This window comes from Amycolatopsis thermalba (genome assembly GCF_003385215.1).
Classification (GTDB): Bacteria; Actinomycetota; Actinomycetes; order Mycobacteriales; family Pseudonocardiaceae; genus Amycolatopsis_E; species Amycolatopsis_E thermalba.
On the sequence record NZ_PQHW01000085.1, the window covers coordinates 1 to 24,017 of the forward strand.

22 protein-coding genes are annotated in these 24,017 nt (G+C 68.5%); 15 read left to right on the top strand and 7 right to left on the bottom strand.

All coding sequences use genetic code 11. The annotated features are described in order from the left end of the window. The 12 genes from D0D15_RS26785 to D0D15_RS26840 form a co-directional block, all read left to right on the top strand. A partial coding sequence (locus D0D15_RS26785) for an ROK family protein (RefSeq protein WP_162830668.1) occupies positions 1-374 on the top strand: 374 nt, incomplete at its 5' end. A 388-nt stretch (positions 375-762) separates the two neighbouring features. Further along, a complete protein-coding gene (locus D0D15_RS26790; protein WP_158224456.1) occupies positions 763-1,719 on the top strand; it encodes an AraC family transcriptional regulator in 957 nt (318 codons plus the stop codon). A 144-nt stretch (positions 1,720-1,863) separates the two neighbouring features. After that, positions 1,864-2,604: a LuxR C-terminal-related transcriptional regulator gene (locus tag D0D15_RS26795; RefSeq protein ID WP_094007049.1), complete on the top strand. Its 741-nt coding sequence runs from the start codon at positions 1,864-1,866 to the stop codon at positions 2,602-2,604. 134 nt (positions 2,605-2,738) lie between these two features. After that, positions 2,739-3,515 carry an enoyl-CoA hydratase/isomerase family protein gene (locus D0D15_RS26800; RefSeq protein ID WP_158224457.1) on the top strand — a complete coding sequence of 259 codons (777 nt, stop codon included), beginning with the start codon at positions 2,739-2,741 and terminating at the stop codon, positions 3,513-3,515. 25 nt (positions 3,516-3,540) lie between these two features. Next, the gene (locus D0D15_RS26805) at positions 3,541-4,830 is read left to right on the top strand and encodes a beta-ketoacyl-[acyl-carrier-protein] synthase family protein (protein WP_094007053.1); all 1,290 of its coding nucleotides are present in this window, start codon (positions 3,541-3,543) and stop codon (positions 4,828-4,830) included. Further along, positions 4,830-6,467, top strand: coding sequence for a CoA-transferase (locus D0D15_RS26810; protein ID WP_162831647.1), 1,638 nt, complete (start codon positions 4,830-4,832; stop codon positions 6,465-6,467). The genes D0D15_RS26805 and D0D15_RS26810 overlap by 1 nt, the downstream gene beginning before the upstream one ends. Beyond that, positions 6,464-7,489 (top strand): 3-oxoacyl-ACP synthase III family protein, encoded by a 1,026-nt coding sequence (locus tag D0D15_RS26815; RefSeq protein ID WP_094007056.1) that lies wholly within the window; start codon positions 6,464-6,466, stop codon positions 7,487-7,489. Before D0D15_RS26810 ends, D0D15_RS26815 begins: the two co-directional genes overlap by 4 nt. Then, a complete protein-coding gene (locus D0D15_RS26820; protein ID WP_198958301.1) occupies positions 7,486-8,460 on the top strand; it encodes a ketoacyl-ACP synthase III in 975 nt (324 codons plus the stop codon). Before D0D15_RS26815 ends, D0D15_RS26820 begins: the two co-directional genes overlap by 4 nt. Before the next feature lie 15 nt (positions 8,461-8,475). Beyond that, on the top strand, positions 8,476-9,255 hold the full coding sequence (locus D0D15_RS26825) for an SDR family NAD(P)-dependent oxidoreductase (protein WP_094007057.1): 780 nt from the start codon (positions 8,476-8,478) through the stop codon (positions 9,253-9,255). Then, entirely contained in the window at positions 9,230-10,069 is an 840-nt protein-coding gene (locus D0D15_RS26830; RefSeq protein WP_198958302.1) for an SDR family NAD(P)-dependent oxidoreductase, read from the top strand. Before D0D15_RS26825 ends, D0D15_RS26830 begins: the two co-directional genes overlap by 26 nt. Before the next feature lie 16 nt (positions 10,070-10,085). After that, on the top strand, positions 10,086-11,351 hold the full coding sequence (locus tag D0D15_RS26835; protein ID WP_094007058.1) for a beta-ketoacyl synthase N-terminal-like domain-containing protein: 1,266 nt from the start codon (positions 10,086-10,088) through the stop codon (positions 11,349-11,351). Between the two features lie 173 nt (positions 11,352-11,524). Further along, a complete protein-coding gene (locus D0D15_RS26840; RefSeq protein ID WP_094007060.1) occupies positions 11,525-12,469 on the top strand; it encodes an alpha/beta hydrolase in 945 nt (314 codons plus the stop codon). Positions 12,470-12,535: 66 nt separating this feature from the next. Here D0D15_RS26840 and D0D15_RS26845 read toward each other — a convergent pair whose 3' ends face one another. The 6 genes from D0D15_RS26845 to D0D15_RS26870 all read right to left on the bottom strand — a co-directional run bounded on the left by D0D15_RS26845 (position 12,536) and on the right by D0D15_RS26870 (position 18,829). Continuing rightward, a complete protein-coding gene (locus D0D15_RS26845) occupies positions 12,536-13,867 on the bottom strand; it encodes an SDR family NAD(P)-dependent oxidoreductase (RefSeq protein WP_158224458.1) in 1,332 nt (443 codons plus the stop codon). Positions 13,868-14,158: 291 nt separating this feature from the next. Then, the gene (locus D0D15_RS26850; RefSeq protein WP_094007063.1) at positions 14,159-15,010 is read right to left on the bottom strand and encodes an SDR family NAD(P)-dependent oxidoreductase; all 852 of its coding nucleotides are present in this window, start codon (positions 15,008-15,010) and stop codon (positions 14,159-14,161) included. A gap of 14 nt (positions 15,011-15,024) precedes the next feature. Continuing rightward, the gene (locus tag D0D15_RS26855; protein ID WP_094007065.1) at positions 15,025-15,774 is read right to left on the bottom strand and encodes an SDR family NAD(P)-dependent oxidoreductase; all 750 of its coding nucleotides are present in this window, start codon (positions 15,772-15,774) and stop codon (positions 15,025-15,027) included. 13 nt (positions 15,775-15,787) lie between these two features. Next, entirely contained in the window at positions 15,788-16,720 is a 933-nt protein-coding gene (locus tag D0D15_RS26860; protein WP_115944837.1) for an amidohydrolase family protein, read from the bottom strand. A 150-nt stretch (positions 16,721-16,870) separates the two neighbouring features. Next, the gene (locus D0D15_RS26865) at positions 16,871-17,461 is read right to left on the bottom strand and encodes a TetR/AcrR family transcriptional regulator (RefSeq protein WP_158224459.1); all 591 of its coding nucleotides are present in this window, start codon (positions 17,459-17,461) and stop codon (positions 16,871-16,873) included. 129 nt (positions 17,462-17,590) lie between these two features. Then, positions 17,591-18,829, bottom strand: a complete 1,239-nt coding sequence (locus tag D0D15_RS26870) for an acetyl-CoA acetyltransferase (RefSeq protein ID WP_094007069.1) — start codon at positions 18,827-18,829, stop codon at positions 17,591-17,593. A gap of 135 nt (positions 18,830-18,964) precedes the next feature. Between D0D15_RS26870 and D0D15_RS26875 the strand changes: the two genes are divergently transcribed. Next, positions 18,965-20,527 carry an AMP-binding protein gene (locus tag D0D15_RS26875; RefSeq protein ID WP_094007071.1) on the top strand — a complete coding sequence of 521 codons (1,563 nt, stop codon included), beginning with the start codon at positions 18,965-18,967 and terminating at the stop codon, positions 20,525-20,527. Between the two features lie 61 nt (positions 20,528-20,588). Here the strand turns inward: D0D15_RS26875 and D0D15_RS26880 are convergent, their stop codons facing one another. After that, a complete protein-coding gene (locus D0D15_RS26880) occupies positions 20,589-21,296 on the bottom strand; it encodes a GntR family transcriptional regulator (RefSeq protein ID WP_233157381.1) in 708 nt (235 codons plus the stop codon). Positions 21,297-21,389: 93 nt separating this feature from the next. On the opposite strand from D0D15_RS26880, the gene manD reads away from it, so the two are divergent. Continuing rightward, positions 21,390-22,598: a D-mannonate dehydratase ManD gene (manD, locus tag D0D15_RS26885; protein WP_094007074.1), complete on the top strand. Its 1,209-nt coding sequence runs from the start codon at positions 21,390-21,392 to the stop codon at positions 22,596-22,598. After that, positions 22,595-23,995, top strand: a complete 1,401-nt coding sequence (locus D0D15_RS26890) for a mannitol dehydrogenase family protein (RefSeq protein ID WP_115944838.1) — start codon at positions 22,595-22,597, stop codon at positions 23,993-23,995. The genes manD and D0D15_RS26890 overlap by 4 nt, the downstream gene beginning before the upstream one ends. Positions 23,996-24,017: the final 22 nt, after the last annotated feature.

Here is a 24,017-nt window from a genome sequence, read left to right on the forward strand (position 1 = left end):
GCCTGGCGCAGCACGCCGAGCACGCCGGAATGGCTTCGGCGGCGGGTGTGGCGGAGGCGGCCGGGGTGGAGGAACCGCTGGTCGCGCGGGTGCGTGCGGGGGACCCGGGGGCGCTGCGGGCGCTGGACCGGGCGGCCGAGGCCCTGGCCGACGCGCTGGTGGGGGTGCGCGCGCTGCTCGCCCCGGAGACGATCGTGCTGGGCGGACGACTGGCGGCCTTCGGCGAGCCGTTCCGGCGGCGCGTGGTGGAGCGGCTGGCGCCGGGGCTGACACTGCGCCCCGCGAAGCTGGGAGCGGACGCAGCACTACGCGGCGCGGCGGGCAGCGTGATCGCGCGGGTGGTGGCGGATCCGCTGAGCTGGATCGAGGGCTGAGCATCGCCCTGGCCGGGGCTCGCTCGCGCTGCGTCCCTGGGCGGCGAGTGTGGCTTCCAGCGTGGGTCGGGTGTCTGCGAGCGAGCAAACCGGTCGCGCCCGCTGGCCGGTCTCCTTGGACGCAGACCTCAGGGGCCAGGTTCACCGGACTGACCGATGGACTTCACTGCGCTGTCTCCGATACCCCCGCGTGTTCTGAGATCCTTGGTGCGGGCGAGTGTTGCCGTGATTCGTCGACTTGTGCCATCGTCGAAGTAGGTGCAATTTGCAGAGAGCATGATGCTGGGGGGCTGATGAACGAGTGGCGACGGCGAAGACTTCCTGCTCGGGGGCGGCACGGGTGACTGCGGCGCCAGAATCTCCGTGGCGGCAGGAGATCCCCCTGGAGTTGTTCGAGCTGTACCGGTCCGACAACCTGGAGTACGTGCGAGAACAGTCGGGCCGCATCTTCACGCCGCATCGCCTGCGTGCCGTCGGCCGGGCCACGCGCCTCGATGCGGTGATGTGCAGTCGACGGATGCGAGACGTGTCGCTCACGTATGCGAGCTATGGGGCAGAGGTGCAGATCGCGTGCGGCGAGCTGCGGGACTACTACGTAGTCCAGATCCCGTTGTCCGGAGGGATGGTCGTCCGGCACGGCCGCCGCCAGGCTTGGAGCGGCCGTGAGACGGCGTCGGTGTTGTCGCCGTTCGACCCGCTTCGCATGCGATGGTCCGCCGACTGTGCTCAGCTCGTCTGTCGTATCGAGAGACCAGCGCTCGAGTCACGGTTGAGTGAGATGATGGGGAGGTCGCTGACCGCCCCGCTGTCGTTCGACACGGCGATGAATGTGGCCGACGGACCCGGGAGGGCCTGGCGTCTGTGGCTGGAGAACATCGTGGCGGAGCTCAGCCGTCCAGATTCCTTCGTGGACGATCCGCTGGTGCTACCCGGCATCGAGCAGACGTTGATGGCCGGTCTGCTGGTGTCCCAGCCGCACAACTACTTGTCCGCACTGCGGCGTCAGCAACGGTCCGTTCCTTCGCGCGTGGTGAGGCTGGTGGTGGACCGTATGGAAGCCGATCCAGGCTTTCCGCACACCACCGCCAGTCTCGCCAAGGCAGTGGGAGTCACTGACCGTTCGCTACAGCTCGCCTTTCGCAAGGAATTGAATCTCCGGCCCATGGAGTACCTCCGGCGGGTGCGTTTGCGCCGGGTTCACGACGAGTTGCTGGCGGCCGAAGCTGAAACGGTGAGTGTGACGGAAGTCGCGCAAAAGTGGGGCTTCTCCCATGTGGGACATTTCGCCGCCCGGTATCGAGAACGCTTCGGCGAGAACCCCTCGGACACCTTGCGGCGTGGCTGAGCGAATGTTCTCGACAACGTTCCGTAGGGGTTCGGTCTGACCTTTCGGAGATCGGATGGTGATCTTCGGTCACGGGATGGATCCGCGTTTGTCGGCCTGCAAGGCTGAAAGCGTCGGAGATCCCTACGCCGAGAGGTGACACGCATGAGACCGAATTCGGTCACGGGAGTTGACGCGTTTTCGCGCACTGATTCCGATGGTACTCCAGTTCCCGCGGTTGCGGTGCGCACGGCATTCATCATCGACCGTGTGCCGTTGACGAGGTTCGGGTTGCGCGCGGTACTGGAGGCCACAGCCGGGGTGACCGTTGTCGGCGAGGCCGCCACAGGGACGGATGCCTTGGCGAAACTCGGGGAATGCCGTCCCGGCTTGGTAGTCGCCGGGCTGCCGGCGGGAGGCGACGACGATTACGTGAACGTGTTGCGTGCGGTGAAGAAAACGTCTCCTCCCACTGCGGTGATCGTGATGAGCGAAGAGAACTCGCCGACGGCGGTGGCGGCTGCGATAAATGCCGGTGCCGACAGCTTCGTGCACAAATCGCTGAGTTGCGGCGTTCTCGTGGAGGCGATCGTGCGCACCGGCCTGGGCGACCGCGTGTGGCTGCTTGCGCCGGAGTCGTCCTCTCCGAGCCTGCGGGCTACTGAGTCGGTCTCGCGCGGGATGACTCGCCGGGAGAACGAGATTCTCGGCCTGATGGTCAACCGCTTGTCCAACGAGGAGATAGCACAGCTGCTGAACCTCGCTCCGCAGACCGTCAAGAACTACGTGAGCCGGATCCTGCACAAGCACGGCGTCGTCAGCCGCCGCGAGCTGTTCAAGGTGCTGGGCATCCACGGTGTGCCGCTGCAACCGATGCCACACGACCGTGATCGGAAACCGGCGTAAGGGGCAGTACTTCAGGTCCCACTCGCCGCGGAAGAGGGTACTGGGACGCTCTGTTGGTCCGGGAGAAGGCGTTGTTCGATGGTCTCATGGATGCTCCGGCGAGAACCTCGGGAACGACGTCCAGCGGAATACGGGTGACGAGCCGGGACGGCGTGAGGACCATCGGACTCGATCGGCCGAAACACGCGAACGGGCTGGACTACCTGTCCGGTCGCGCCTTGCTGGACCAGGTGACCCGTGCCGCTCGCGACGACGAAGTACGAGCAATCGTCCTGACCGGCCACGGCGGGGTGTTCTGCGCCGGGGACGATCTCGCGGCACTGGAACGGCATCTGGCTGGTGAAGCGTCAGACGTGCCCGCCTCGCGGGACACCGGAGATCCGTTCTACATCCGGGTGTGTGAGGAGTTGCTGTCGGCCCCCAAACCTGTTGTGGCCGCAATCAGCGGGGTGGCGATGGGGCCTGGGGTCGAGCTCGCCTGCGCCGCCGACCTTCGCGTGGGTGGACCGGGCACGCGCATGGGGTGTGGTCTGGTGCGGGCCGGCCACAGCGGGGTGGCCGCGCTGCTCCAGCGGGTCCTCGGTCCGTCCCGCACGACAGAGCTCTACCTGACTGGCCGCCTGATGCGCGCCGAGGAAGCGTTGCGCGTCGGCCTCCTGCACCGGCTGACCGGCAGTGACAACGCGATCATCGAAGAAGCGACCGAGCTGGCTGTCTCGTTGGCGGCGGGCCCGACGAGAGCCATCGGGTTGTTCAAGGAACTCAGGGAACGTATCGACGGCCAGCCGGCCCGATGCGCACTCCGACTGCAAGGCCAGTTCCACCAGCGTAGCTGGGACGAGGTCGACGACAGCACCGAAGGGATCCGCGCGATCCTGGAACACAGAGGGCCCCGGTTCACCGGTCGGTGACGGCGCCTCCGAGAGGGACACCACAATGACGCACAAGGCCGATGACAACGAGAGGGTCCTCATCACCGGCATGGGCTTCGTCCTGCCCGGCGCCACCGGGAAGGACGCGGTCTGGCGAACGCTGTCCGCCGGCGAGTCACAAATCCGGGTTCTCCCGGTGCAGTTCGCGAACCGTCCGGGAACCGCCCGCGCGGTGGGCGCCCGGGTCTCCGAGTTCAACCACCACGAACACCTCCCGGACCTGCCGAGCGGGCATGCGAAGAGGTACAGCCGGGAGATCCTGATGGTTCTGGCCGCGGTCGAGCAGGCTTGGGCTGACGCCGGTCTCACCCGGGCCGGGAAAGATGTCAATCCCGATCGCATCGGCCTTCTGGGTTCGTGCTCGCGCGGCCCGATCGAGTGGTGGGCCGGCCCCACGGTGGCGGCCGACCCCGCCTATCCGCGGCTGGACGTCGATCACGCCATCTTCGCGTCCCTGCCCGGGACACCTGCGACGCTGAGCGCCATCCGGTTGGGCGCCCGCGGGATGGTCACCACGTTCAGCAACGCTTGCGTCGGCGGTCACCAGGCGCTCGGTTACGCACGTGATCTGCTCCTCGCCGGCAAGGCGGACGTCATCGTCGTCGTGGGTTACGAGACGCCGTTCGTGCCGGAGATGTTGCAGCTCTACTCCTCGCCCACGTCGGACGTGCTTTCCCGCGCCGAGGGTGATCCGCGCGCCACGATCAAGCCGTATGACCGCCACCGCGACGGGTTCGCTTTCGGGGAAGGCGCCGTGGCTCTCGTGCTGGAGGCGGGAGAGAGCGCACGCCGCCGGAGCGGAACCGCCTACGCCGAAGTCGGACCGGTGGTGAGCATCAACGAAGCCGCGCACGCCACCCGAATGGACCTGACGGGAAAGACCACCGCCGACATGATGCGCCGAGCTGTCGAGGAGGCCGGCATCCCCGCCGCCGAAATCGGTTACGTCTGCGGTCATGGTACTGCCACCCGGTACAACGACCTCGCGGAGAGCCGTGCGATGCGCTTGGTCTTTCCCGATGGCAGGGGCCGTGGCGCGCCGCCGCTGGGATCCATCAAACCGGTCTTCGGACACCTGCTCGGCGCCTCGGGCGTGCTCAACTGCGCTGCCACCGCGCTCATGCTGTCGCGGCAACAGCTGGTTCCCACCATCAACTGCGTCGACGTCGACCCTGAGTGCGATCACGACCACGTCGTCGAGGGAACCCGCTCGGTCTCGATGACACACGCCATGTCGTTGTCGTTCGCGATCGGGAGCCAGAGTTCCGCAGCCGTTCTGGGGGTCGCCGCGTGATGGGACCTCGCTTCTACACCGACATCGGTGACATGTGCGCGGACCACCTCGCCGACGGGATGCACCTGCACGTCGCCTCGACGATGTCCCGGCCCAACGCGTTGGTGCGCGAGGTGGCTCGGCGGTTCGCCGGGCGTGCCGGGTTCACGGTCAGTGTCAATGCGTTCCACGCGGACATGCACGCGCTCGTGATGGCCGGGGTGGTGCGGCACGCGATCACTTGTTTCGCGGGCGACACCTACCCCTCTCCCCGGCCGAACCCACTCTACGAATTGCTGCCGCAGGGTGCCCCCTTCACGGTGGAGGAGTGGAGCTTGCTGTCCCTCCTCCAGCGCCTGATCGCAGGGGCCACGGGCGCGGCATCGGCGCTGACCAGGTCGCTGGCCGGCTCCGATCTCGAGGCGGCGCACTGGAAAGCCGGCCGGGTGTCCAGGCTGGACGAGCACGATCCGGACGGGACGCTCGTGCTGTCCCCGCTTCGGCCGGACGTCACACTCGTGCATGCGACGTGTGCGGACCGCGCTGGCAACCTGTACCTGAACGGTCCAGTGGGAGAAGGCTGGTGGGGTGCCCTCGCGGCCGAGGGTGGCGTGGTGTCCACGGTGGAGTTGGTGGTCGATCGTCCGCCCCCTTGCACGACGTCGATCCCGGCTGACCGAGTCCTCGCGATAACGCCGCGTCCTTTCGGAGCGCTTCCCCAAGGCTTGCCGCCATGGCCCGAATGCGGTTTCGAGGGCTATCCGGATGACTACGACTACCTGGTGGAACTCGCGGAAGCGTGCCGGACCGATGCCACGCGTGCCGCCTGGATGGAAAAGTGGGTCCGTGGGGGCCGGTCACCGGTTTCCGCACCGGCAGTGGCGGCGCCACGACGGCGAGCACGGATCGTCCGCCAGCAGGCCCTGACGTGGCGAGAACAGCATGTGATCCTGGCCGCGCGTGCGATTGCCGACCGCGCACTCGAGGCGGATTACCGTGTACTACTCGCGGGGATCGGGACCGCACATCTGGCGACCTGGCTGGCCGCGGACCAGCTTCGCCGTGCGGGCCACGAGGTTCAGGTGCACGCCGAGCTCGGGCTGGTGGACATGCGGCCGGACGGCGGGGACGTGTTCCTGTTCGCGCAACAGCATGTGGCCCGATGTCGTTCGCACGCCGGGACCCTCGATGTGTTGGGCGGTTTGGCAGCCGGTGGGGCAGGACGTGTGCTCGGCGTGCTGTCGGCCGGTGAGATTGACGCGACCGGGCGCATCAACAGCAGCCGGACCGCTGACGGCCGTTTCCTCGTCGGGTCCGGCGGTGCGAACGACTTCGCCAGCCACGTGGAGACGCTCGTCGTTGCGGCGGCCTCACCGCGCCGTTTCGTGCCCGAAGTCAGTTTCGTCACGTGTCCGGGGCGCAACGTTCGCACGGTGGCGACGCAGTTCGGGCGTTTAGTACGCGCAGTTCCGGAACAGCAGTTCGAATTGGCGACCTGGATGCCACCGCCCGATCAGCCGGACGCAGATCCGGCCGGGACATTGCGCGAGTCGACCCAATGGCCCGTTTCCGCGACCGGTGCCGAGGACGAGAAGCCCATCACTGAGGAGGAGATCGAAGCCTTGCGTGAGCTCGATCCAGAGGGGATCTACCGATGAGCGCCAGCCGACGCGAGGCCACGGTACCAGTCGTCCTGTCCGGTGTCGGGCACGACTTTCCCGGCGCCGGTGTGCCGAACTCCTATTTCGAACGTGAGCATCCGCACCTCGGGGTCGACGACGGCTGGATTCGCCGTCACACCGGTGTCGCGACCCGGCACTGGCCGGAGCCGGGAGAGCACCACGTCGATCTCGCCGAACGCGCCGCTGCGATGGCGCTCAAGGACGCCGGAATCGACGTCGACGAGGTCGAACTGATCGTCGCCACCACAGCGACCGCCCGTCCTCGTGTCAACCCGACGACCGCCACCAACCGGTACATGGACCTGGCGTTGCCGCTGCAACGGCGCCTGGGAGCCGACCGCGCGTTCGGGTTCGACGTCACCGGCGTCGCGTGCGCCGGCTTCCTGCATGCGAGCGCGATCGCGCGCGGGCTCATCGCCACGCTGGGGATCGAGACCGCACTCGTCGTCTGCGCCGAGAACCCCCGGCCGATCCTCAGCTTCGCACACCGCAACGCCGCGTTGTTCGGTGGTGGCGCCGCCGCCGGTGTATGGCGGCGCGCCGAGGGACCGAGTGGGCTGGAGATGGTTGTCCTGGATTCGGATGCGGAACACTTCGACGCCTTCGACATCGACGACGACGACAAGATGGTGATGAAGGGCAAGGTGATCGGCCGGCTCGGTCCCGGTCTGCTCGTCGACGCGACGAGGCGAGCGCTCGCCGGAGCGGGCCTGACTTTCGCCGACCTCGACTGGATCATTCCCCATCAGGGAAACATCAACATGATCAACGAAGTGTGCTCGCTCCTCGCGCTGCCCCCGGACCGCGTCCTGGTGAACATCGATCGCCGCGGCAACACATCGAGCGTCAGTGTCCCTGGCTGCCTCGCAGAGAACGTCCACGGCGGAGTGATCAAGCGCGGGGACCGGATTCTCGCCATGAGCGTGGGACGTGGCTTCAGTTGGGGGGCAATGATCTTCCGCTACGGCGGCGAGGCTGCCGGAAGGAGCGCTGAGTGACGGACACCAGCCGGGGACCGCTGTGGGCCCGTGCCGGGATAGGATTCACCGGCTTCGGCCTCTACTATCCCGAGCAGGTCATCGCCAACGATGCCTTCGTCGAGAAGGACGACAACCCGATAGACGCCTCCGTGCTCGGCACGATCTCGGTGCGCACCCGCCACCGGAGCAGCGCGAGGGAGACCATCCCGTTCATGGCGGCCGAAGCCGGCCGGCACGCGGTGAAGGACGCGGGGCTGCAGCCAAGCGATCTCGATCTCGTCATCCTGGCCAGTTGGACCGCGCCACCGTTCATCCCCGAACACGCACCGGAAGCGGCGGAATTGCTCGGGTGCCCGCGAACGCTCGCCTTCGATGTGTCCGGCGCCTGCGCTGGTTTCGTCCATGCGGTGCAACTCGCGGCGAGCCACCTCACTTCCCTGCCGGGAACCCGCCATGCGCTCGTGGTGTGTTCAGAGCAGTTCAGCAGGCGGGCCCGTCCGGGCAGCAAGGGCGAGCTGCTGTGCGGCGATGCCGCCGGCGCTGTGGTCCTGAGCCGCCGGGGCGACCCGGGGGGACTCCTCGATTCGGTGTTGCGCAGTGACGGTTCCCGCGCCTCTGTCGTCGCGGCGCCGGGGCCACGAGGTTGGATCAGGAGCCAGAAGGACTTACCAGAACACGCGACGTCGAGCATGGTCGAGGTGTGCTCGGAGTTGCTCGCGCGCAACAGTTTGAGCATCGACGACGTCGATTGGGTCGTGCCGCACCCCGGTACCGATGTCGTACACCGACGGGTCCGGGCCGCTCTCAGCGTGCCAGATCACAAGTTCGTGGTCAACTTCGAGACCAGGGGCAACACCTCCAGTGCGTCGATTCCCATCGTCCTGGCCGAGGAGACCGCTTCCGGCCGGTTCCGCCAGGGCGACCTGGTGCTCAGCCCGGCAGTGGGATCAGGCTGGTACTACGGCGCTGTGCTGTACCGGGTGTTCTGACCGGTGGCCGGGGCAATGGAGGAGAGCCCGATCGTGGTCGTGGGCGCCTCGAGCGGTATCGGCTTGAGGACCGCGCTCGATCTTGCCGAAGCCGGCCGCCCGGTCGTCGCGGCCGCACGGGCCAGCGAGCGCCTGGCCGCGCTGCGAAGGCGCGCCGAGCGCCAGCAGTTGCCACTCGTGACCCGCACTGTCGACGTCACGTCGGCACCGAGCGTCGAGGAGCTTTTCACGGACCTTCCGCTAGCGGGATGCGTGATCACCACGGGCCGAAACCTCTCACGGCAGCTCGTACGGCGCCCTCGCGATCCCGGCGTCCGGGAATGGGCCCGCCACCCCGAGGACGAGTGGCGGGAAGTGATCGACTTCTGCTTGACGGGCACCTTCCTCGTCGGACGGGAGGCCGCGGCGGCGCTCGCACGCCGGAATCGTGGTGGCGTGCTGGTGACCGTGGCGAGCTCGACGTGGCGCGGGTCGTGGGGGCAATCCGCGTACTCCGCCGCGAAGGCCGGCGTGGTTTCTCTGACTCGCTCGTGGGCGCTCGAACTGGCCGATTACGGAATACGCGTCGTTTGCGTTGCTCCCGGTGTCGTCGACGGCGCCGCGCTGCGCACGAAGACCACGGCGCGGCCGGCGCACGCCGAGTACATGGAGAGGCTGCGCGGGCAGGTGCCCTTGCGACGCTTTGCCAGGGAGAGCGAGATCGCGGCGACGATCGTGCATGCCATCGACAACGGCTACATGACAGGCAACGTGCTGGAGGTGGACGGTGGTGGATTCCCCGGCCGGATCGCGTGAACCGGTCGCCCGGACCTTCGAGGGCGCGGTGGCGATCGTGACCGGCGCAGGTAGCGGGATCGGCAGATGCGTGGCACTCCGGCTTGCCGCCGCAGGGGCTTCCGTCGGCCTGCTCGGACGCAATGCCGACCGGCTGGCCGCCGTCGAGAAGGAGGTCGCTGGCGCGTCCGGTACGGCGTGCGCGGTCGCTGCCGATGTGCGGGACCTGGAGTCGCTTCATCAAGCGGTCTCAGAGGTCGAAGAGCGATTCGGTCCGCTGACGCACGCGGTCAACAGCGCGGGCTCGGCAACCGGTCAGACATTCCTGTGCGAGCAGGATGAGGATGCCTGGATCCGCACGGTTGACACCAATCTGAACGGAGCCTTCCGGTTCTGCCGCGCGGTCGTTCCCGGCATGATGCGACGCCGGCGCGGCTCCATTGTCCTCGTGTCCAGCGCGTCCGGGAAGCGTGGTGCGCCAGCCACATCCGCCTACGCCGCGTCCAAATGGGGCGTCAACGGACTCGTGCGTTCGGTGGCCGTCGAAACCGGGCCGTACGGGGTTCGCGTCAACGCGGTGTGTCCCGGTCTCACCGACACCGACATGCTCCGGGACGAGGAGATGCTGGGTGGCAGTTTCGTCGCAAGTATGCGCAGGTACGGCGGCACACCGGAGCTGACCTGGGAGAAATACTGGCGGAGCGCGGTTCGCCGGACCAACCTCCGGCGGCTTGTGGAGCCCGACGAGGTCGCCGAACTGACCGCGTTTCTGTTGAGCGACCACGCGAGATCGATCACCGGCGAAGCGATGTCCGTCGATGGCGGCGCGCCCTGACCCCTGAGGAGGGACGATGACAACCTGGAATGCGGTCGCGGTCCGCGGTGTCGGCCTGGTACTGCCGGGAATCGACAAACCGTGCCAGAGCTTGGATGAATACACGACCACCGTGATGTCCGGTGGCTGCCGGATCACTCCCCTTGATTCACCCCGGACACCGGTCCGGGTCGCCGGTCAGGTGCCCGGTTCGGGCGCTGACGATCTGAACCTTCCCGATCGAACACTTGCGCGGATGGCGCGAGGCACGCGCATGGCGCACGCCGCAGTGGCTGATGCGCTCGACCATGCCGGTGTTTCCGCAGCCGAGATCAGCCGCCGGGACGCCGTGCTGATCGTGACCTCCTTGCAGTTCTCCACGTCCGAGGTCCTCGAACTCGCCGACCGTTATCGCGACGCCGGTGTCTCCGGGATGGGCGTCGACTACTGGGCCAAGGCGACGCCCGGGAGCACCGCGTCGGCGCTGTGCCTCAATCTGGGACTGGACGTGCCGACGCTGACAATGGCGGGAGGTTGTGCCGTGTCCCTGCGGGCGATCCAGCTGGCGGCATCGATGATCGCGCACGGCGAGGTCGAGTACGCGGTCGTCGTGGGTTTCGAGCACCCGCTGGATCCGCTGTTCCTGTCGAGCACCTCCTACCAGGGGCGTTCCGGTCACCGCGCATCGTCTACTTCGGACAATCCACTCGACGTGCGCCCGCACGACGCCGTTCAGACCGGGAATGCGCCGGCCGAGGGCGCGGTGGCCGTGGTGCTCGGCGCGCCCGGCGCGACGTCGCGGGACGTGTTCGCCGAGATCGAACTCCTGGCCCTCTCGACGCGCAACGGCGGTCCCAATGCGATGGGACTCGGTGACGCGGCGCCCTGCGGAAGGGACATGGCGCGCCTGCTCCGGCTCGCCGGCATGTCGATCGGCGATCTGGCCTTTGTGAACGACTTCGCGGAAGGGAACCGGCAGCTGGAGGATTTCCTGTGCGACACACTCGCCGCGCTGCGTGAGGAGATGGGGGACGAGTCGCCGTTGCTCATCACTTCGCAGGAGGCCTGTTTCGGTCATCTCCCGGGCGCGGTGGGCCTCTTGAAAGCTTTGAACACTGTTCTTATGCTCATTGAGGAACGTGTGGCGCCCACCGCCAACCTGGTGACGCCCTATCCGCGTTTGCCGGCACGGGCGATTGGGGGGAGTGCCGTGAAGATGAGCGGTGGATCAAGGCCGGTCGGTATGACGGTGAGTATCGGCGGCGGTGGAGACACCACGGCGATGCTCCTGCGGATTGCGTGAGTGAAGCGCCCTGGATGGCGACGCCGCAAAGGCGGCGTCGCCGTTTTTCTGCAATTTGAAATGGGCAAGTTGCATGCATCTCGACTGTATGAACGATCATTGACACGCTTCGGAGCAGGGAGTTAAGTTCTCCGGAACGAGCTTCCGAACCACAGAGCGAAACGGAGCGTTCAATGGCGAGCGAGCAGTCCGGTTACCTGAAGCTCATCTACCAGTCTCTGGTGGACCGGTCCGCGGCGAACCCTGACATGGATCTGCAGACGATGCGTGATCTGTTCGAGGAGTTGCACCGCGTGACCACCGAACCCGAAGGGGTGTCCTATCTGGAGGATGATGCCGACGGAGTTCCCGTGTTGTGGTGTGTGCCGGACGGATGCGCGTCCGACCGGGTCATCATGCACAGCCACGGCGGTGGTTTCATGGTGCTGTCGATGCACACCGACCGCAAGCTGGCGGGGCACATCGCGAAGGCAGCAGGAACGCGGGCTCTGGTACTGGACTTCCGGCTGGCGCCCGAGAACCCGTTCCCGGCGCAGCTCGACGACGCGGTCACGGCCTATCGCTGGCTGCTGAAGCAGGGCCTCCGCCCGGAGCACATCGTTTCGGCAGGGCATTCCGCCGGCGGCAACCTGTGCACGACCATGGTCCTCAAGCTCCGCGACGCCGGGGCCCCGTTGCCGGCGGCGATCATGCCGGTCTCCCCGTGGTATGACATGGAGCTGCGATCGGACACCCTCGACACGCTGGCGGACAAAGACGCCGTGGTGCAGCGCCCGATCCTGGAAGGCATGCGGACCGCGTTCCTGGGAGATGTCCCGCCCACACATCCACTGGCGAACCCGCTCCACGCCGACCTTTCCGGTCTGCCGCCGATGCTCATCCATGTGGGGGAACACGAAACGCTACTGGACGACACCCGGCGGTTCGCGGCCCGGGCTGCGGACGCCGGTGTCGAGGTCGAGGTCCGGGTGGGGCCCGAGATGCAACACTCCTTCATATACCTCGCCGGACGGGCGCCTGAGGGCGACGAGGCTGTGCGGTACATGGGGGAGTGGGCACGTCGTCGTCTCGGCTTGCCGGTCCGGATGCTCGTGAGCTCCTCGGCGCACGAGGGCTGAGCGTTGTCCGGGCGCGAGTGAGGGCCCGGCACGCCTTGGGGGCAGGACCTTCGAGTTCGGTGCGGATTAACGGGCCACCGCCGTCGCGGTGGCCCGCACCGCATGGCGGCTGGATCCGGTCAGTGCGGGAAGCGGACCGAGCGTGGCCAGGCCGCCGCACACGCGAAGCCGGGCGCCGCTGATCATGGCCGAGGCGGGACTGGCCAGGTAGGCGATCACCGCCGCGAGGTCCTCGGGTTCGGAGGGGTGGGCCACGGGCACCCGGCGCATGGACACCGAGACGAAGGCCGGGTCGGCGGTCGCCGCCATCGGGGTGTCCACAAATCCCGGGACGACTGCGTTCACCCGGATCCGGTGACGCGCCAGCGAGATGGCCAGTTGCAGGCTGAGGTGTTCCATCGCAGCCTTGCTGGAGCTGTAGCTGTACAGGCCGGGGACCAGCGCGATCTCCGCGCTCGAAGAGGACACCCCGACGATCGAGCCGCGGTGGCCGTCGGTCGCCCAGCGACGGGCCAGTCTCTCCGCCATGTCCGCGTAGGCGAGGGTGTTGACGCGGTACGCCCGTTCACGCTGCGCGACGGTGTCCTCGCGGGGATCGTCGCGGACCAACATGCCGGCGGTGTACACCAGATCGTCGACCCGTCCCGCGCTGGAGAACGCCCTGGCAAGGGCCAGTTCGGGGGTGTCAGGGTCGGCGAGGTCGGCATCGACGGTCCGGACGAGGCTGCCGAAGTGTTCGGTGATCGCGGCCGCCACTTCGTCCAGTTCCCGCTTCCGCCGCGCGAGCAGGACCAGGTCGGCTCCTCGCCGGGCGAGCTCGATGGCGGTCGCTGCCCCGATGCCGCTGCTCGCGCCCGCGACCAGTATCGTCCTACCTTCGAGGTTCCACGGTGCCGCCGGAGGTTCGGTCGAGTGGTCCGGACGGACCGACCCCGGCTTGCTCGTGGACACCAGCGTGGTGCCGAGGCCACCGTCCAGTGGCAGGATCTCGCCGACCATCGTGCTGGGAACACTGCTGAACAGCAGCGTCAGCGCCGCTTGGAGGTCGGCTTCCACGACCGGGCGCCGCACGATCTGGTGCGACAGTAGTTCAGCCTCGGCGGGTTGGGACAACGCGTGGCCCAGGAACGGTGCGTAGCCGACCCGGATCGTGTTCATCCGGACGCCGCGCGGGGCGAACCTCGCCGAGATCTGCTGCCACCACTGAAGATCCCCGGCCTGGCGTGCGGCGTGGTCCGGATCGGCCGAGGGGGCCGCCATCGGGGTCTGGTCGGTAACCAGCACCAGCGTGCCTCCGCCTTGACGCGCCAAGCTGGTGGCGGAGTCCAGGATGGCCGACCGCCGCAGCCCGCCGGTCCGCTGTCCGACCCCGAACAACGGGTTGTCGACCTGGACCACGCAGACGGCTCTGCTCGCCGGACCATTGTCGTTCGCTGGTCCTGCTTCGGCGAATCCGCACCCGCGCAGCAGCCGGCGCACCGCTTCCGTGGCCGCGCTCCGTTTCGGTCCGTCCACTTCGACTCGGTTCGACGACAGCCGTGGTGACACCGGGTGCTCGCTCATCAAATTGGCCTCACTCGTGCGGAAACCGGGACTTCAGTACGTTAGGCCCGGTACCGGAGTGGAGGCATCTGCCTGTGGGTACTCACGGCGGTTTCGAGCAGGACCGGTGGTACCACGGGGGAGCGCTCAGCTCGGCCGGCCTGTCCACTGCACGTGCCGAGGGGTCCAGTTCGCCCGGTGCCGTTCCCGGAAGTCCGCGCCGAACCAGCCCGGCGAGAAGGTCGAAGCGCCACCGTCGACGAGTAACGAAGAGCCGGTCACGAACCCGCTGTGGGGTCCGGCGAGGAACGCGATCGCATCCGCGACGTCCTCCGGCTTTCCGTTTCGCCCCAGGGGTGACTCCGCCAGAGTGTAGTCGCGGGCCCCGCTGTCGAGCAGCGCTTCCGTCATGGCCGTCTCGGTGACCCCGGGCATGACTGCGTTCGCGCGGATGTCGAACTGCCCGAGTTCGTAGGCCATGACCGTGACCATGGTGTTCAGCGCGGCCTTGGCCGAACAGTAGGCGGAGAACAGTGCCACCGGATTCACGGCACCGCACGACGAGGTGACGACGATCGAGCCACCGCGGCCCAGTTCGACCATCCGCCGGGCAGCGGACTGGCAGACGAGGAACGTTCCCGTGACGTTGACGTCGAACGTCTTCTGCCAGGCGGGGAGGGAGATGTCGAGGAACGCGCCGTAGCGGCCCCAGCCGGCGTTGGCGACGCAGATGTCGAGACGTCCCAGCTGTGCCACGTCCGCGAACAGGGCGGCGACCTGGTCGACGTCGGTCTGGTCGCACGTCATTGCCATCGCCGTGCCGCCGGCGGCGACGATGTCTTCGGCGACGGCCTTGACGCCGTCGCCGTTGATGTCCGACACCGCGACCGCGGCGCCGTCGCGGGCCAGGCGACGAGCGGTTGCGGCGCCGATTCCGGAGGCGGCTCCGGTGACGAGCGCGACCTGCCCGGCGAGGTCGCCGGCTGTGTTTTCGGGCATGTAAACCGTTCCTTTCACGAGCGTATCCAGCCACCGTCGACGAACAGGACCTGTCCGGTGACGTACTTCGAGGCGTCGGAAGCGAGCCAGATCACGGCCTCGGCGATTTCCTGAGGTGTTCCCGGCCGCGGAAGTGGCAGGGTCGCGACCGTCTTCTCCTGAATCCGGCCCAGGTCGCCGCCCTCGACGATGTCGGTCGCCACGAACCCCGGGGCGACGGCGTTGGCCCGGATACCTTCGCGGCCGAGTTCGACCGCGAGTGACCGGGTGAGGGTGAGCAGGCCGCCTTTCGACACGTCGTAGGCGATCTGGCGGAAGAACCCGACGACAGCCGTGGAACACACGTTGACGATCGCGCCGTGACCGGTTGCGGCCAGGTGGTCGACGGCGGCCTGGCACAGGTAGAAGGGTGCGCTGAGGTTGACGTCAAGAACTCGCCGCCAATGGTGCTCGGTGTGGTCGCGAATACTCAAGCGGTGCAGGATCCCCGCGTTGTTCACCAGTATCGCAAGGCCGTCGAGGTCGGACGCTGCGCGCCGCACGACATCGCGGGCGATCTCCGGTTCGCTGATGTCGCCGGTGACCTCGACCGCGTCGCCACCGTGCTCACGGATCCGCTTGACCGTCGAAGCAGCGGCGTCCACGTCGATGTCGTTCACCGCTACGCGAGCCCCTGCCGTCGCCAGCTCTTCGGCGATCGCGGCCCCGATGCCGCGCCCCGCCCCGGTGACGAGTGCACTGCGGCCGGCCAGTTCCGGGTTCATCCGCTCTCCTTCGTCATTCCGCGTCCGGGAGCCCCAGCACCCGGGCGGCGTTGTCGTGCAGCCATGCCTTGCGGCTCCGATCGCTGATGTCGAAGGCGCTGACCTCCGCGGCCAAGGTGCCGGTCGTGAGGCCGTGGATCCACTCGATCCCGCCGAAGAGAATCTTGTCTCGCACGGTTGTGGCCCCGTGGGCGAACAACGGTTCCCAGCCCGAGCCCGCTCGCGCCATGTGGCGCGGCCGGTGGGTGGAGAATTCGAGGTAGACGTTGCGGTGCCGCTGGCAGAGTGCCATCATCTCGATGATCCAGGGCCAGCCGCCGTGTCCGGCGATCACGACCAGGTCGGGATGCCGTCGCGCGATGACGTCCAGATGCCGCCACGTGCACCAGTCCATCGGCAGCCGCGATGACAGGTTGTGCCCGGTGTGCACCCACATCGGAATCTCGAGTTCCTCCAGTACCGAGTAGAACTCGTGGGCTCCTTCCGACAGCGGGTCGGCGGCATCGAGGAAGTGCGTGACGGTCGCTCCGCGCATCCCCAGTTCGTTCGTGCATCTCCGGATCTCCCGGATCGCGCCGTCCGGATCGGACAGATCGACGCAACCCCAGGCTTGGAAGAGCCGAGGGTACTTCTGTGCGAACTCGGCGACCCGGTCGTTGACGACCCCACCGGTGCGCAGTGGTCGTACGTTGCTGAGCAGCACCTGGTGCCGGACCCCCTCCGCGGCGAGCCGCTCGGCGTAACCGTCGAGGTCCAGGTCGAACACGCCGGTGGCGGCCAGAAGGGCCACCGCCTGCTCGGGGTCGGGTTCCGCGAGCGCCAGGAACTCCGCGGCGCCGACTCCGGTGGTGGTGGCGAATCGGGTGCCGAAAGTGCGGAAGTAGTCAGGTGCGGACTCCGCGAATCCGAGGAGGTAGGCCTCCCAACACTCGGCATCGAAGACCATTCCGGCCATGTCGATGACGGGTGTGGGCAGGGCGTGATCAGACATCGCTCACCTCGTCAATCTGTACAATCGTTCATACAGTGCGGGGGCAGCGTACGTCCGGATTCGCTCCGCTGCCAGTGGTTCCGGTGAGCCTCCAGGTTCGGAAGCTCAGTCCCCGGCGACCGACCGGACGATGAGGTTCGCGTAGAACCTGGCGAATTCGGTGTCCGGAACGCTCCCGTCCGGATGGAACCAGCCCGCGACGCGGAAACCCATGTCCAGGATGGCCATGGCCGCCATGCGCACGGCGTCGCCGCCGGTCAGCGGGGGAAGGCTGAAGTCACCCGACTTCGCTCCGGTGCGCAACGTGTCCTCGAACAGGGCTCGCACGCGCAACCGGTTCTGCCGGACCTCCTCGCGGTGCTCCTCGTCGAGCGCTCGCCACTCGTCACCGACCATCGCCTCCCGGCTCAGCCGGGTGTGGTGCAGGACGAAACCCTCCACCAGGCCGCGGAGGCGCTCGGCGGGTGGAGCGTCCGGCGGCACGTTGCCGAGCCTGCGGTCCAGGGCCGCGTGCGCGTCCATGATGATCGAGTAGAGGACGTCTTCCTTCGACGCGAAGTGGTTGTAGAGCGAGCCCGCGGTCAATCCGCACGCTTCGGTGATGTCCCGCACGGAGGTCGCGTGGAAGCCCTTCTCGTAGAACAGGAGTGTGCCGGCCTCCTGCAGGCGCTCTCGAGGGTGCCGATCCGACGTCACCCGTACTTTGGCCTTCGCCCGCATGACTCACCCCGCCGTTCCCGCCCGTGCCGGACGCCGCGTATCGGTACCGGTCCGACGATAGCGGAGCAGCTCTATGAGCGTTCATATCGCCACGGAACGGATCGTTCACGCTGCATCGCCCACGACGAAGCTCACCGCGGTGCTGTTGCTGCCGCCGATGTTGAGGGTCGCCGCGGTGCGCGCTCCCGGCACCTGGTATTCGCCCGCCGCGCCGGTGACCTGGCGGTGAGCGTCGAGGAGCATCCGCACGCCGGTGGCGCCGACCGGGTGTCCCGCGCCGATGAGGCCGCCGGACGGGTTCACCGGCAGCGGACCATCGAAGTCGATGACGCCTTCTTCGATTGCCTCCCACGCGCGACCCGGGGCGGTCAGGCCGAAGTGTTCGAGCGCCAGGTACTCATTGACGGTGAAGCAGTCGTGTGTCTCGATCACATCGAGGGCGCGGGGGCCGTCGAGGGCAGCGCGTCGGTAGGCGTCGGTGATGGCGTTGCGCATGTTCGGGAACAGGTACTGACCAGGGGGCGCCAGGTCGAACTTGGCGGTGAGGGGTAAGGGGGCGCTGCGGTGACCCCATCCGCGGATCCGGCTGGGGCCGGTTTCCCCGCCCGATCTCCGGCGGGCCCACTCCTCGGCGAACTCACGGCTCGCGAGCACCACGGCCGCGGCGCCGTCGGTGATCCGGCCGCAGTCGCTCTTGCGGAGCCGCCCGGTCACGACCGGGTTGGCCAGGTCGTCGTCGGTGAACTGGTCCGCTGACAGGGTCCAGTCGCGCGTCTGCGCCAGCGGATTGCGGCGCGCATTGGTGCGGTTGATCTCCGAGATCCGGTTGAGGTGTTGCTGCTCGAGACCGTGCCGCCGGTCGATCTCCTCGGAGATCCGGTCGAACAGGGTCGGCCACGGCAGCGACTCCGGGTTGGTCTCCTCCGGCGTCCAGGCGGCACACCCGAGGTGATGGGCGGCCTCCTCGCCGGGCATGTTGCGCATGAGTTCGACACCAGTGACGAGGACGACGTCGTAGCGGCCGGCCTCGATCTCGGCCATCCCGGCCAGGATCGCGATGCTCCCGGATGCGCACGCGGCTTCGTGGCGAGCGGTCGGCAGGCTAGCCCAGTGGGGATCGAGCATCGGCACCATGGCGCCGAGGTGCGCCTGCCCGGTGAAGCGTTCCGCCGCGAAGTTGCCGACGTGCGCGCTCTCGACTTCTTTCGGAGCCACCCGGGTCGCGGCCAGGCAGTCGTTCACCGTTTCCTCGAGCATGTCGAACAGGGGAGTGGTGCTGTCCTTGGACCAGTTCCGGGCGAAGTCGGTGTGACTGCCGCCCAGCAGGTAGACCGGTTCGGGCACGGGCGAACCTCCGATCTTGTGAATGAACGTACATACAGAATGAGTGCCCGCAGGTTCTTTGGCAAGTGCTTGACAGAGGCGACCCTGTTATTTACAAACGTTCATACACGCCGCCTGCTCGTCATAGGAGTCAGCATGGATTGGTGGAGTCCGGCAGTCCCCGCTGCCGACGAATGCGTACTGGCACCGATCCTGCGACGGCAGGCCCGGGACCACCCGGATCGGGTCCATGCCGTGTTCGAGGACGGATCCTCCTGGACCTACGAGCAGACCTGGGCCGCGGCCAACGCCGTCGCTCGGGAACTCCGCGCACTCGGTGTGCAACAGGGGGACCACGTCCTGGTGTGGCTGCCCAACGGTCCGGAAGCGGTGCGCGCCTGGTACGGCATCAACCTTCTCGGCGCCGTGTACGTGCCGCTCAACACCGCCTACCGCGGCCGGCTGCTGGACCACGCGATCGAGCTGTCCGGAGCACGGGTCGTCCTGGCGCATCCCCGGCTCGCGGCCCAGGTCAGCGGGGTCGAGCACGTCATCGAGTTCACGGCCGACCGCTGGACCGGAACGGGCGAGGAGGTGCGGCCGGAACGACCGATCGAGCCGTGGGATCCGTATGCGCTGATCTTCACCTCCGGAACCACCGGGCCGTCGAAAGCGGTCATCTGCTCCTACGTCCAGCTGGCGACCACGGCCGCGGTCGCCTTCGCCGCCGAGCTGACCCCGTCCGACCGCTACATGGTCAATCTTCCGCTGTTCCACGCCGGCGGAACCATCGGCACCTACGCCGCGCTGCTGGCCGGTGCGTCCATCGCGGTGGTGGAGCGGTTCGACACGGTTGGATTCTGGGAGACGGTGCGCGGTACCGGCACCACGCAGGTGACCTTGCTCGGAGTCATGGCGACCTTCCTGACCAAGCAGCCGCCCACGGACCAGGATCGAGAACACCCGCTCCGGCGGGTCATCATGATCCCTCTGATCGACGACGTGCGCGGGTTCGCCGAACGTTTCGGCGTCACCGTGCAGACGATGTACAACATGACCGAGGTGTCAATCCCGATCATCTCCGAGTCCGATCCCTCGATCCCCGGCATGTGCGGACGGGTGCGCCGTGGCGTGCAGGCGCGGCTGGTGGACGAGCACGATTGCGAGGTCCCGCCAGGAGTGGCCGGGGAGCTCGTGCTCCGGACCGATCGGCCGTGGGCGATGAACTCCGGCTACTGGAAGATGCCGGAGGCCACGGCTGCGGCTTGGCGGAACGGGTGGTTCCACACGGGCGACGCGTTCCGCCGCGACAGCGACGGCCGGTTCTTCTTCGTGGACCGGATCAAGGACGCGATCCGCCGCCGGGGCGAGAACATCTCCTCCTTCGATGTCGAGGCGGAGATCCTGGCCCATCCGGCGGTCCAGGAATGCGCGGTGGTCGCGGTACCGAGTGTGCACGGCGAGGACGACGTGCTGGCTGTGGTGGCGCCGGTCGCCGGGGAGACCGTCACTCCCGAGGAGGTGTTCGACTTCGTCACGGAACGTCTCGCGCACTTCATGGTGCCGCGCTACATCCGGGTGGTCGACGCCCTGCCCAAGACCCCGACCAGCAAGATCGAGAAACATCGTCTCCGCGCCGAAGGGGTCACCCCGGGGACGTGGGACCGCGAGCGGGCGGGCAGGCAGCTGAAACAGGTCCGGCTCGGAACTCGCGGGTAGACCTCCGGCCGCGGTCGTGGCCGCGCGGCCGCTCGGCTGAATCCAGCGCCGGCCGCACGGGCTACTCCCAGACCACCACGTTCCGCCGCACCGGGGTGGATCCGGAGTTCGACGCGAACAGCTCGGGCTTGCGGGCCCGGATGCGTTCGATGTCGGCGAAGACCTCGCGCAGGTGGGTGCGCATGGTGTCCCTGGCGAGGGGCACGTCGTGGTCCACCACGGCCCTCAGGATCTCCCCGTGCTGGCCCGCGAAGACCTCCGGGGTGTTCGCCTCGTAGAGGCCCAGCCGGCGGGCCCGGTCGAGGTGTCCCTTCGCCGACACGACCGTCGGCCAGGCGCGGTCGTGTCCGCTCAGCTCCAGCAGCCCCCGGTGGAACTCCTCGTCCAGCGCGAAGAACTCCTCCAGGTCGATGCCGGGCTCCCGCTGCCGCGCCAGGTTCGCCTCCAGCGCGGCCACCACGGCCGCGTCCGGGCTCTCCGGCAAGTCCTCCAGCGCCGCCAGCTCGACCGCCTCCCGCAGGAACTGCGCGTCCGCCACCCGCTGCATGTCCACCCGCGACACGAACGAACCGACCTGCGGGAACACCTGCACCAGGCCCTCCTCGGCGAGCAGGATCAGGCTCTCCCGCACCGGCGTCCGGCTCACCCCCAGCGCCGCGGCCAGCTCGTTCTCCGACAACGCCGCCCCCGGCGCCAGCTCCAGCGTCAGCACCTTCCGCCGCAGCGTCTCGTACACGACCCGCCGGTTCGTGCGTCCTCGTCCGGTCACCACACCGACACTAGCCGACAAGGCTGCCCGACTAGTTGACGCTCTGCACGACAGATGCTTGTATACAAGTACTGCCACACAGAAGGAGCGAACGTGAGCACGATCGAGCGGGCCGAGGTGTTCGTGGCCTCGCCGGGCCGCAACTTCGTCACCCTGCGCCTGACCACCTCCGACGGCGTGACCGGCCTGGGCGACGCGACCCTCAACGGCCGCGAGCTGGCCGTCGCCGGCTACCTGCGCGATCACGTCGCGCCGCTGCTCATCGGCCGCGACCCGGCGCGCATCGAGGACGTGTGGCAGTACCTCTACCGGGGCGCGTACTGGCGCCGCGGCCCGGTGACGATGACCGCGATCGCCGCCGTGGACACCGCGCTGTGGGACATCAAGGGCAAGGTCGCCGGCCTGCCGGTCTACCAGCTGCTCGGCGGCCGCTCCCGCGACGGCGTGCTGGTCTACTCGCATGCCAGCGGCTCCGACGTCGCGGAGCTGCTCGACGACGTCGCCCGCTTCCGCGAGCAGGGCTACCACGCCATCCGCGCCCAGGCCGCTGTGCCCGGCATCGGCGGCAGCTACGGCGTGCGCAAGGGTGTGGTCTACGAACCCGCCGCCACCGCGCTGCCCGACGAGCAGCCGTGGTCCACCGAGGCCTACCTGGATTTCGCGCCCGCCTACCTGGAAGCCGTCCGCGAGAAATTCGGTTTCGGCTTCCACCTGCTGCACGACGTCCACCACCGCCTCACCCCGATCGAGGCCGCCCGGTTCGGCAAGCGCGTCGAGGACTGCCGCCTGTTCTGGATGGAGGACCCGACCCCCGCCGAGAACCAGGAGGCCTTCCGCCTGATCCGGCAGCACACCACCACGCCGGTCGCGGTCGGGGAGAACCTCTCGTCCATCTGGGACGTTCAGCACCTGATCACCGAGCAGCTCATCGACTACGTGCGCACCACCGTCGTGCACGCGGGCGGCATCACGCACCTGCGCCGCATCTTCGACCTCGCCGCGCTCTACCAGGTGCGCACCGGCTCGCACGGCGCCACCGACCTCTCGCCGGTCACGCTCGCCGCCGCCGTGCACGTCGACATCGCCGTGCCGAACTTCGGCATCCAGGAGTACATGCCGCACGTCCCGGAGACCGGCGAGGTGTTCCGCAGCGGGGTCACCCTCGCCGACGGCATGCTGCACCCCTCCGAGGAGCCCGGCCTGGGTGTGGAGTACGACGAGAAGGCCGCCGAGAAGTTCCCCTACGAGCCGCGCTACCTGCCGGTGGCGCGCCGCCTCGACGGTTCGGTGCACGACTGGTGAGGCTCGATCTGTCCGCACTGGACGCCCTGAGTCCGGAGAACCGTCCGAAGACCGACCCGGGCGAGCTCGCGCCGCAGGTCGTCCACTTCGGACTCGGCGCCTTCCACCGCGCCCACCAGGCCGTCTACACCGAAGCCGCCGCGGCGGCGTCCGGGCAGCCGTGGGGCATCGCCGCGATCAACCCGCGATCGCCGGAGCCGGTCGAGGGCCTGCGTATCCAGGACTGCCTGTTCTCGGTCACCGACCGCGAGACCCGCGTGGTCGGCTCGATCGTCGAGGCGCTGCGGATGGTGCCGGACGCCGAGCGGGCCGACCAGCTGCTCACCTCGCCGGAGGTGACCGTCGTGACCCTGACCGTCACCGAGAAGGGCTACTTCCGCGACCCCGCCACCGGCCGCCTCGACACCACGCACCCGGAGATCGCCGCCGACCTCGCGGGCCGCCCGCCGCGCACGGTGATCGGCCGCCTGGCGACCTCGCTGGCGAACCGCTTCCGCGGCACCCGCGCGCCGATCAGCGTGGTGTCCTGCGACAACGCGGCCGGCAACGGCGCCGCGCTGGCGGACGTGGTCACCGGTTTCGTCGCGGCGTCGGACTGGCCCGACCGCGACGCCGTCCAGGACTGGCTGCGCGCCGCGGTCGCCTTCCCGTCCACGGTGGTCGACCGCATCGTCCCGGCGGTGACCGGGGCTGCCAAGGCCGCCGCGGAAGCCGCCCTCGGCGTGCGCGACGAGATGGCCGTCGCGGCGGAGCCCTACCGGCAATGGGTGCTCGAAGACACCTTCGCCGCGCCGCGCCCGCCGTGGGAGGCCGGCGGCGCCCGGTTCGTCCCGGACGTGGCGCCCCACCAGCTGATGAAACTGCGGCTGCTCAACGGCTCCCACTCCGCGCTGGCCTACCTCGGCCTGGCCGCCGGCTGCCGGACGGTCGCCGACGTTCTCGCCACCGGGTGGGGTGAGAGGATGGTGCGTGGCTTCACGGCGGAGGTCGCGCCGACCCTGCCCGCCTCGGACCTGGACGTGCCCGCCTACGTCGACGCCCTGGTCGGCCGGTTCGCCGATCCCGCGATCGGCCACCGGCTGCGGCAGATCGGCTCGGACGGCTCGCTGAAGATCGCCGAACGCTGGCTGCCCGTGCTGCGGGAGCGGGGCGGCGCCGGACCGGTGCTGGCCCTGGCCCTGGCGGCGTGGGCGCACGCGACCCGCGCCGGCTTCGGCACCACCGATCCCGCGGCGGACACCCTCGCCGCGTGCTGGGACGGAGCGCCGGACGCGGCGACGGCGGTCGCCCGGCTGCTCATCGTGGTCGGCGGCGCCGACCTGGCGGGTGACCCGGCACTGGTGGCCTCGATCGCGGCGCGCCTGCCCGAGGTCGAGGCCGGGCGGATCGAACCGTAGACCGCCGCCACACACGTGAAGC

Excerpts from the sequence above, each read along its gene's own strand:
- D0D15_RS26795 (WP_094007049.1), top strand. The coding sequence starts at position 1,864 with ATGAGACCGAATTCGGTCACGGGAGTTGACGCGTTTTCGCGCACTGAT.
- D0D15_RS26805 (WP_094007053.1), top strand. The coding sequence starts at position 3,541 with ATGACGCACAAGGCCGATGACAACGAGAGGGTCCTCATCACCGGCATG.
- D0D15_RS26810 (WP_162831647.1), top strand. The coding sequence starts at position 4,830 with ATGGGACCTCGCTTCTACACCGACATCGGTGACATGTGCGCGGACCAC.
- D0D15_RS26815 (WP_094007056.1), top strand. The coding sequence starts at position 6,464 with ATGAGCGCCAGCCGACGCGAGGCCACGGTACCAGTCGTCCTGTCCGGT.
- D0D15_RS26825 (WP_094007057.1), top strand. The coding sequence starts at position 8,476 with ATGGAGGAGAGCCCGATCGTGGTCGTGGGCGCCTCGAGCGGTATCGGC.
- D0D15_RS26835 (WP_094007058.1), top strand. The coding sequence starts at position 10,086 with ATGACAACCTGGAATGCGGTCGCGGTCCGCGGTGTCGGCCTGGTACTG.
- D0D15_RS26840 (WP_094007060.1), top strand. The coding sequence starts at position 11,525 with ATGGCGAGCGAGCAGTCCGGTTACCTGAAGCTCATCTACCAGTCTCTG.
- D0D15_RS26850 (WP_094007063.1), bottom strand. The coding sequence starts at position 15,010 with ATGCCCGAAAACACAGCCGGCGACCTCGCCGGGCAGGTCGCGCTCGTC.
- D0D15_RS26855 (WP_094007065.1), bottom strand. The coding sequence starts at position 15,774 with ATGAACCCGGAACTGGCCGGCCGCAGTGCACTCGTCACCGGGGCGGGG.
- D0D15_RS26860 (WP_115944837.1), bottom strand. The coding sequence starts at position 16,720 with ATGGTCTTCGATGCCGAGTGTTGGGAGGCCTACCTCCTCGGATTCGCG.
- D0D15_RS26875 (WP_094007071.1), top strand. The coding sequence starts at position 18,965 with ATGGATTGGTGGAGTCCGGCAGTCCCCGCTGCCGACGAATGCGTACTG.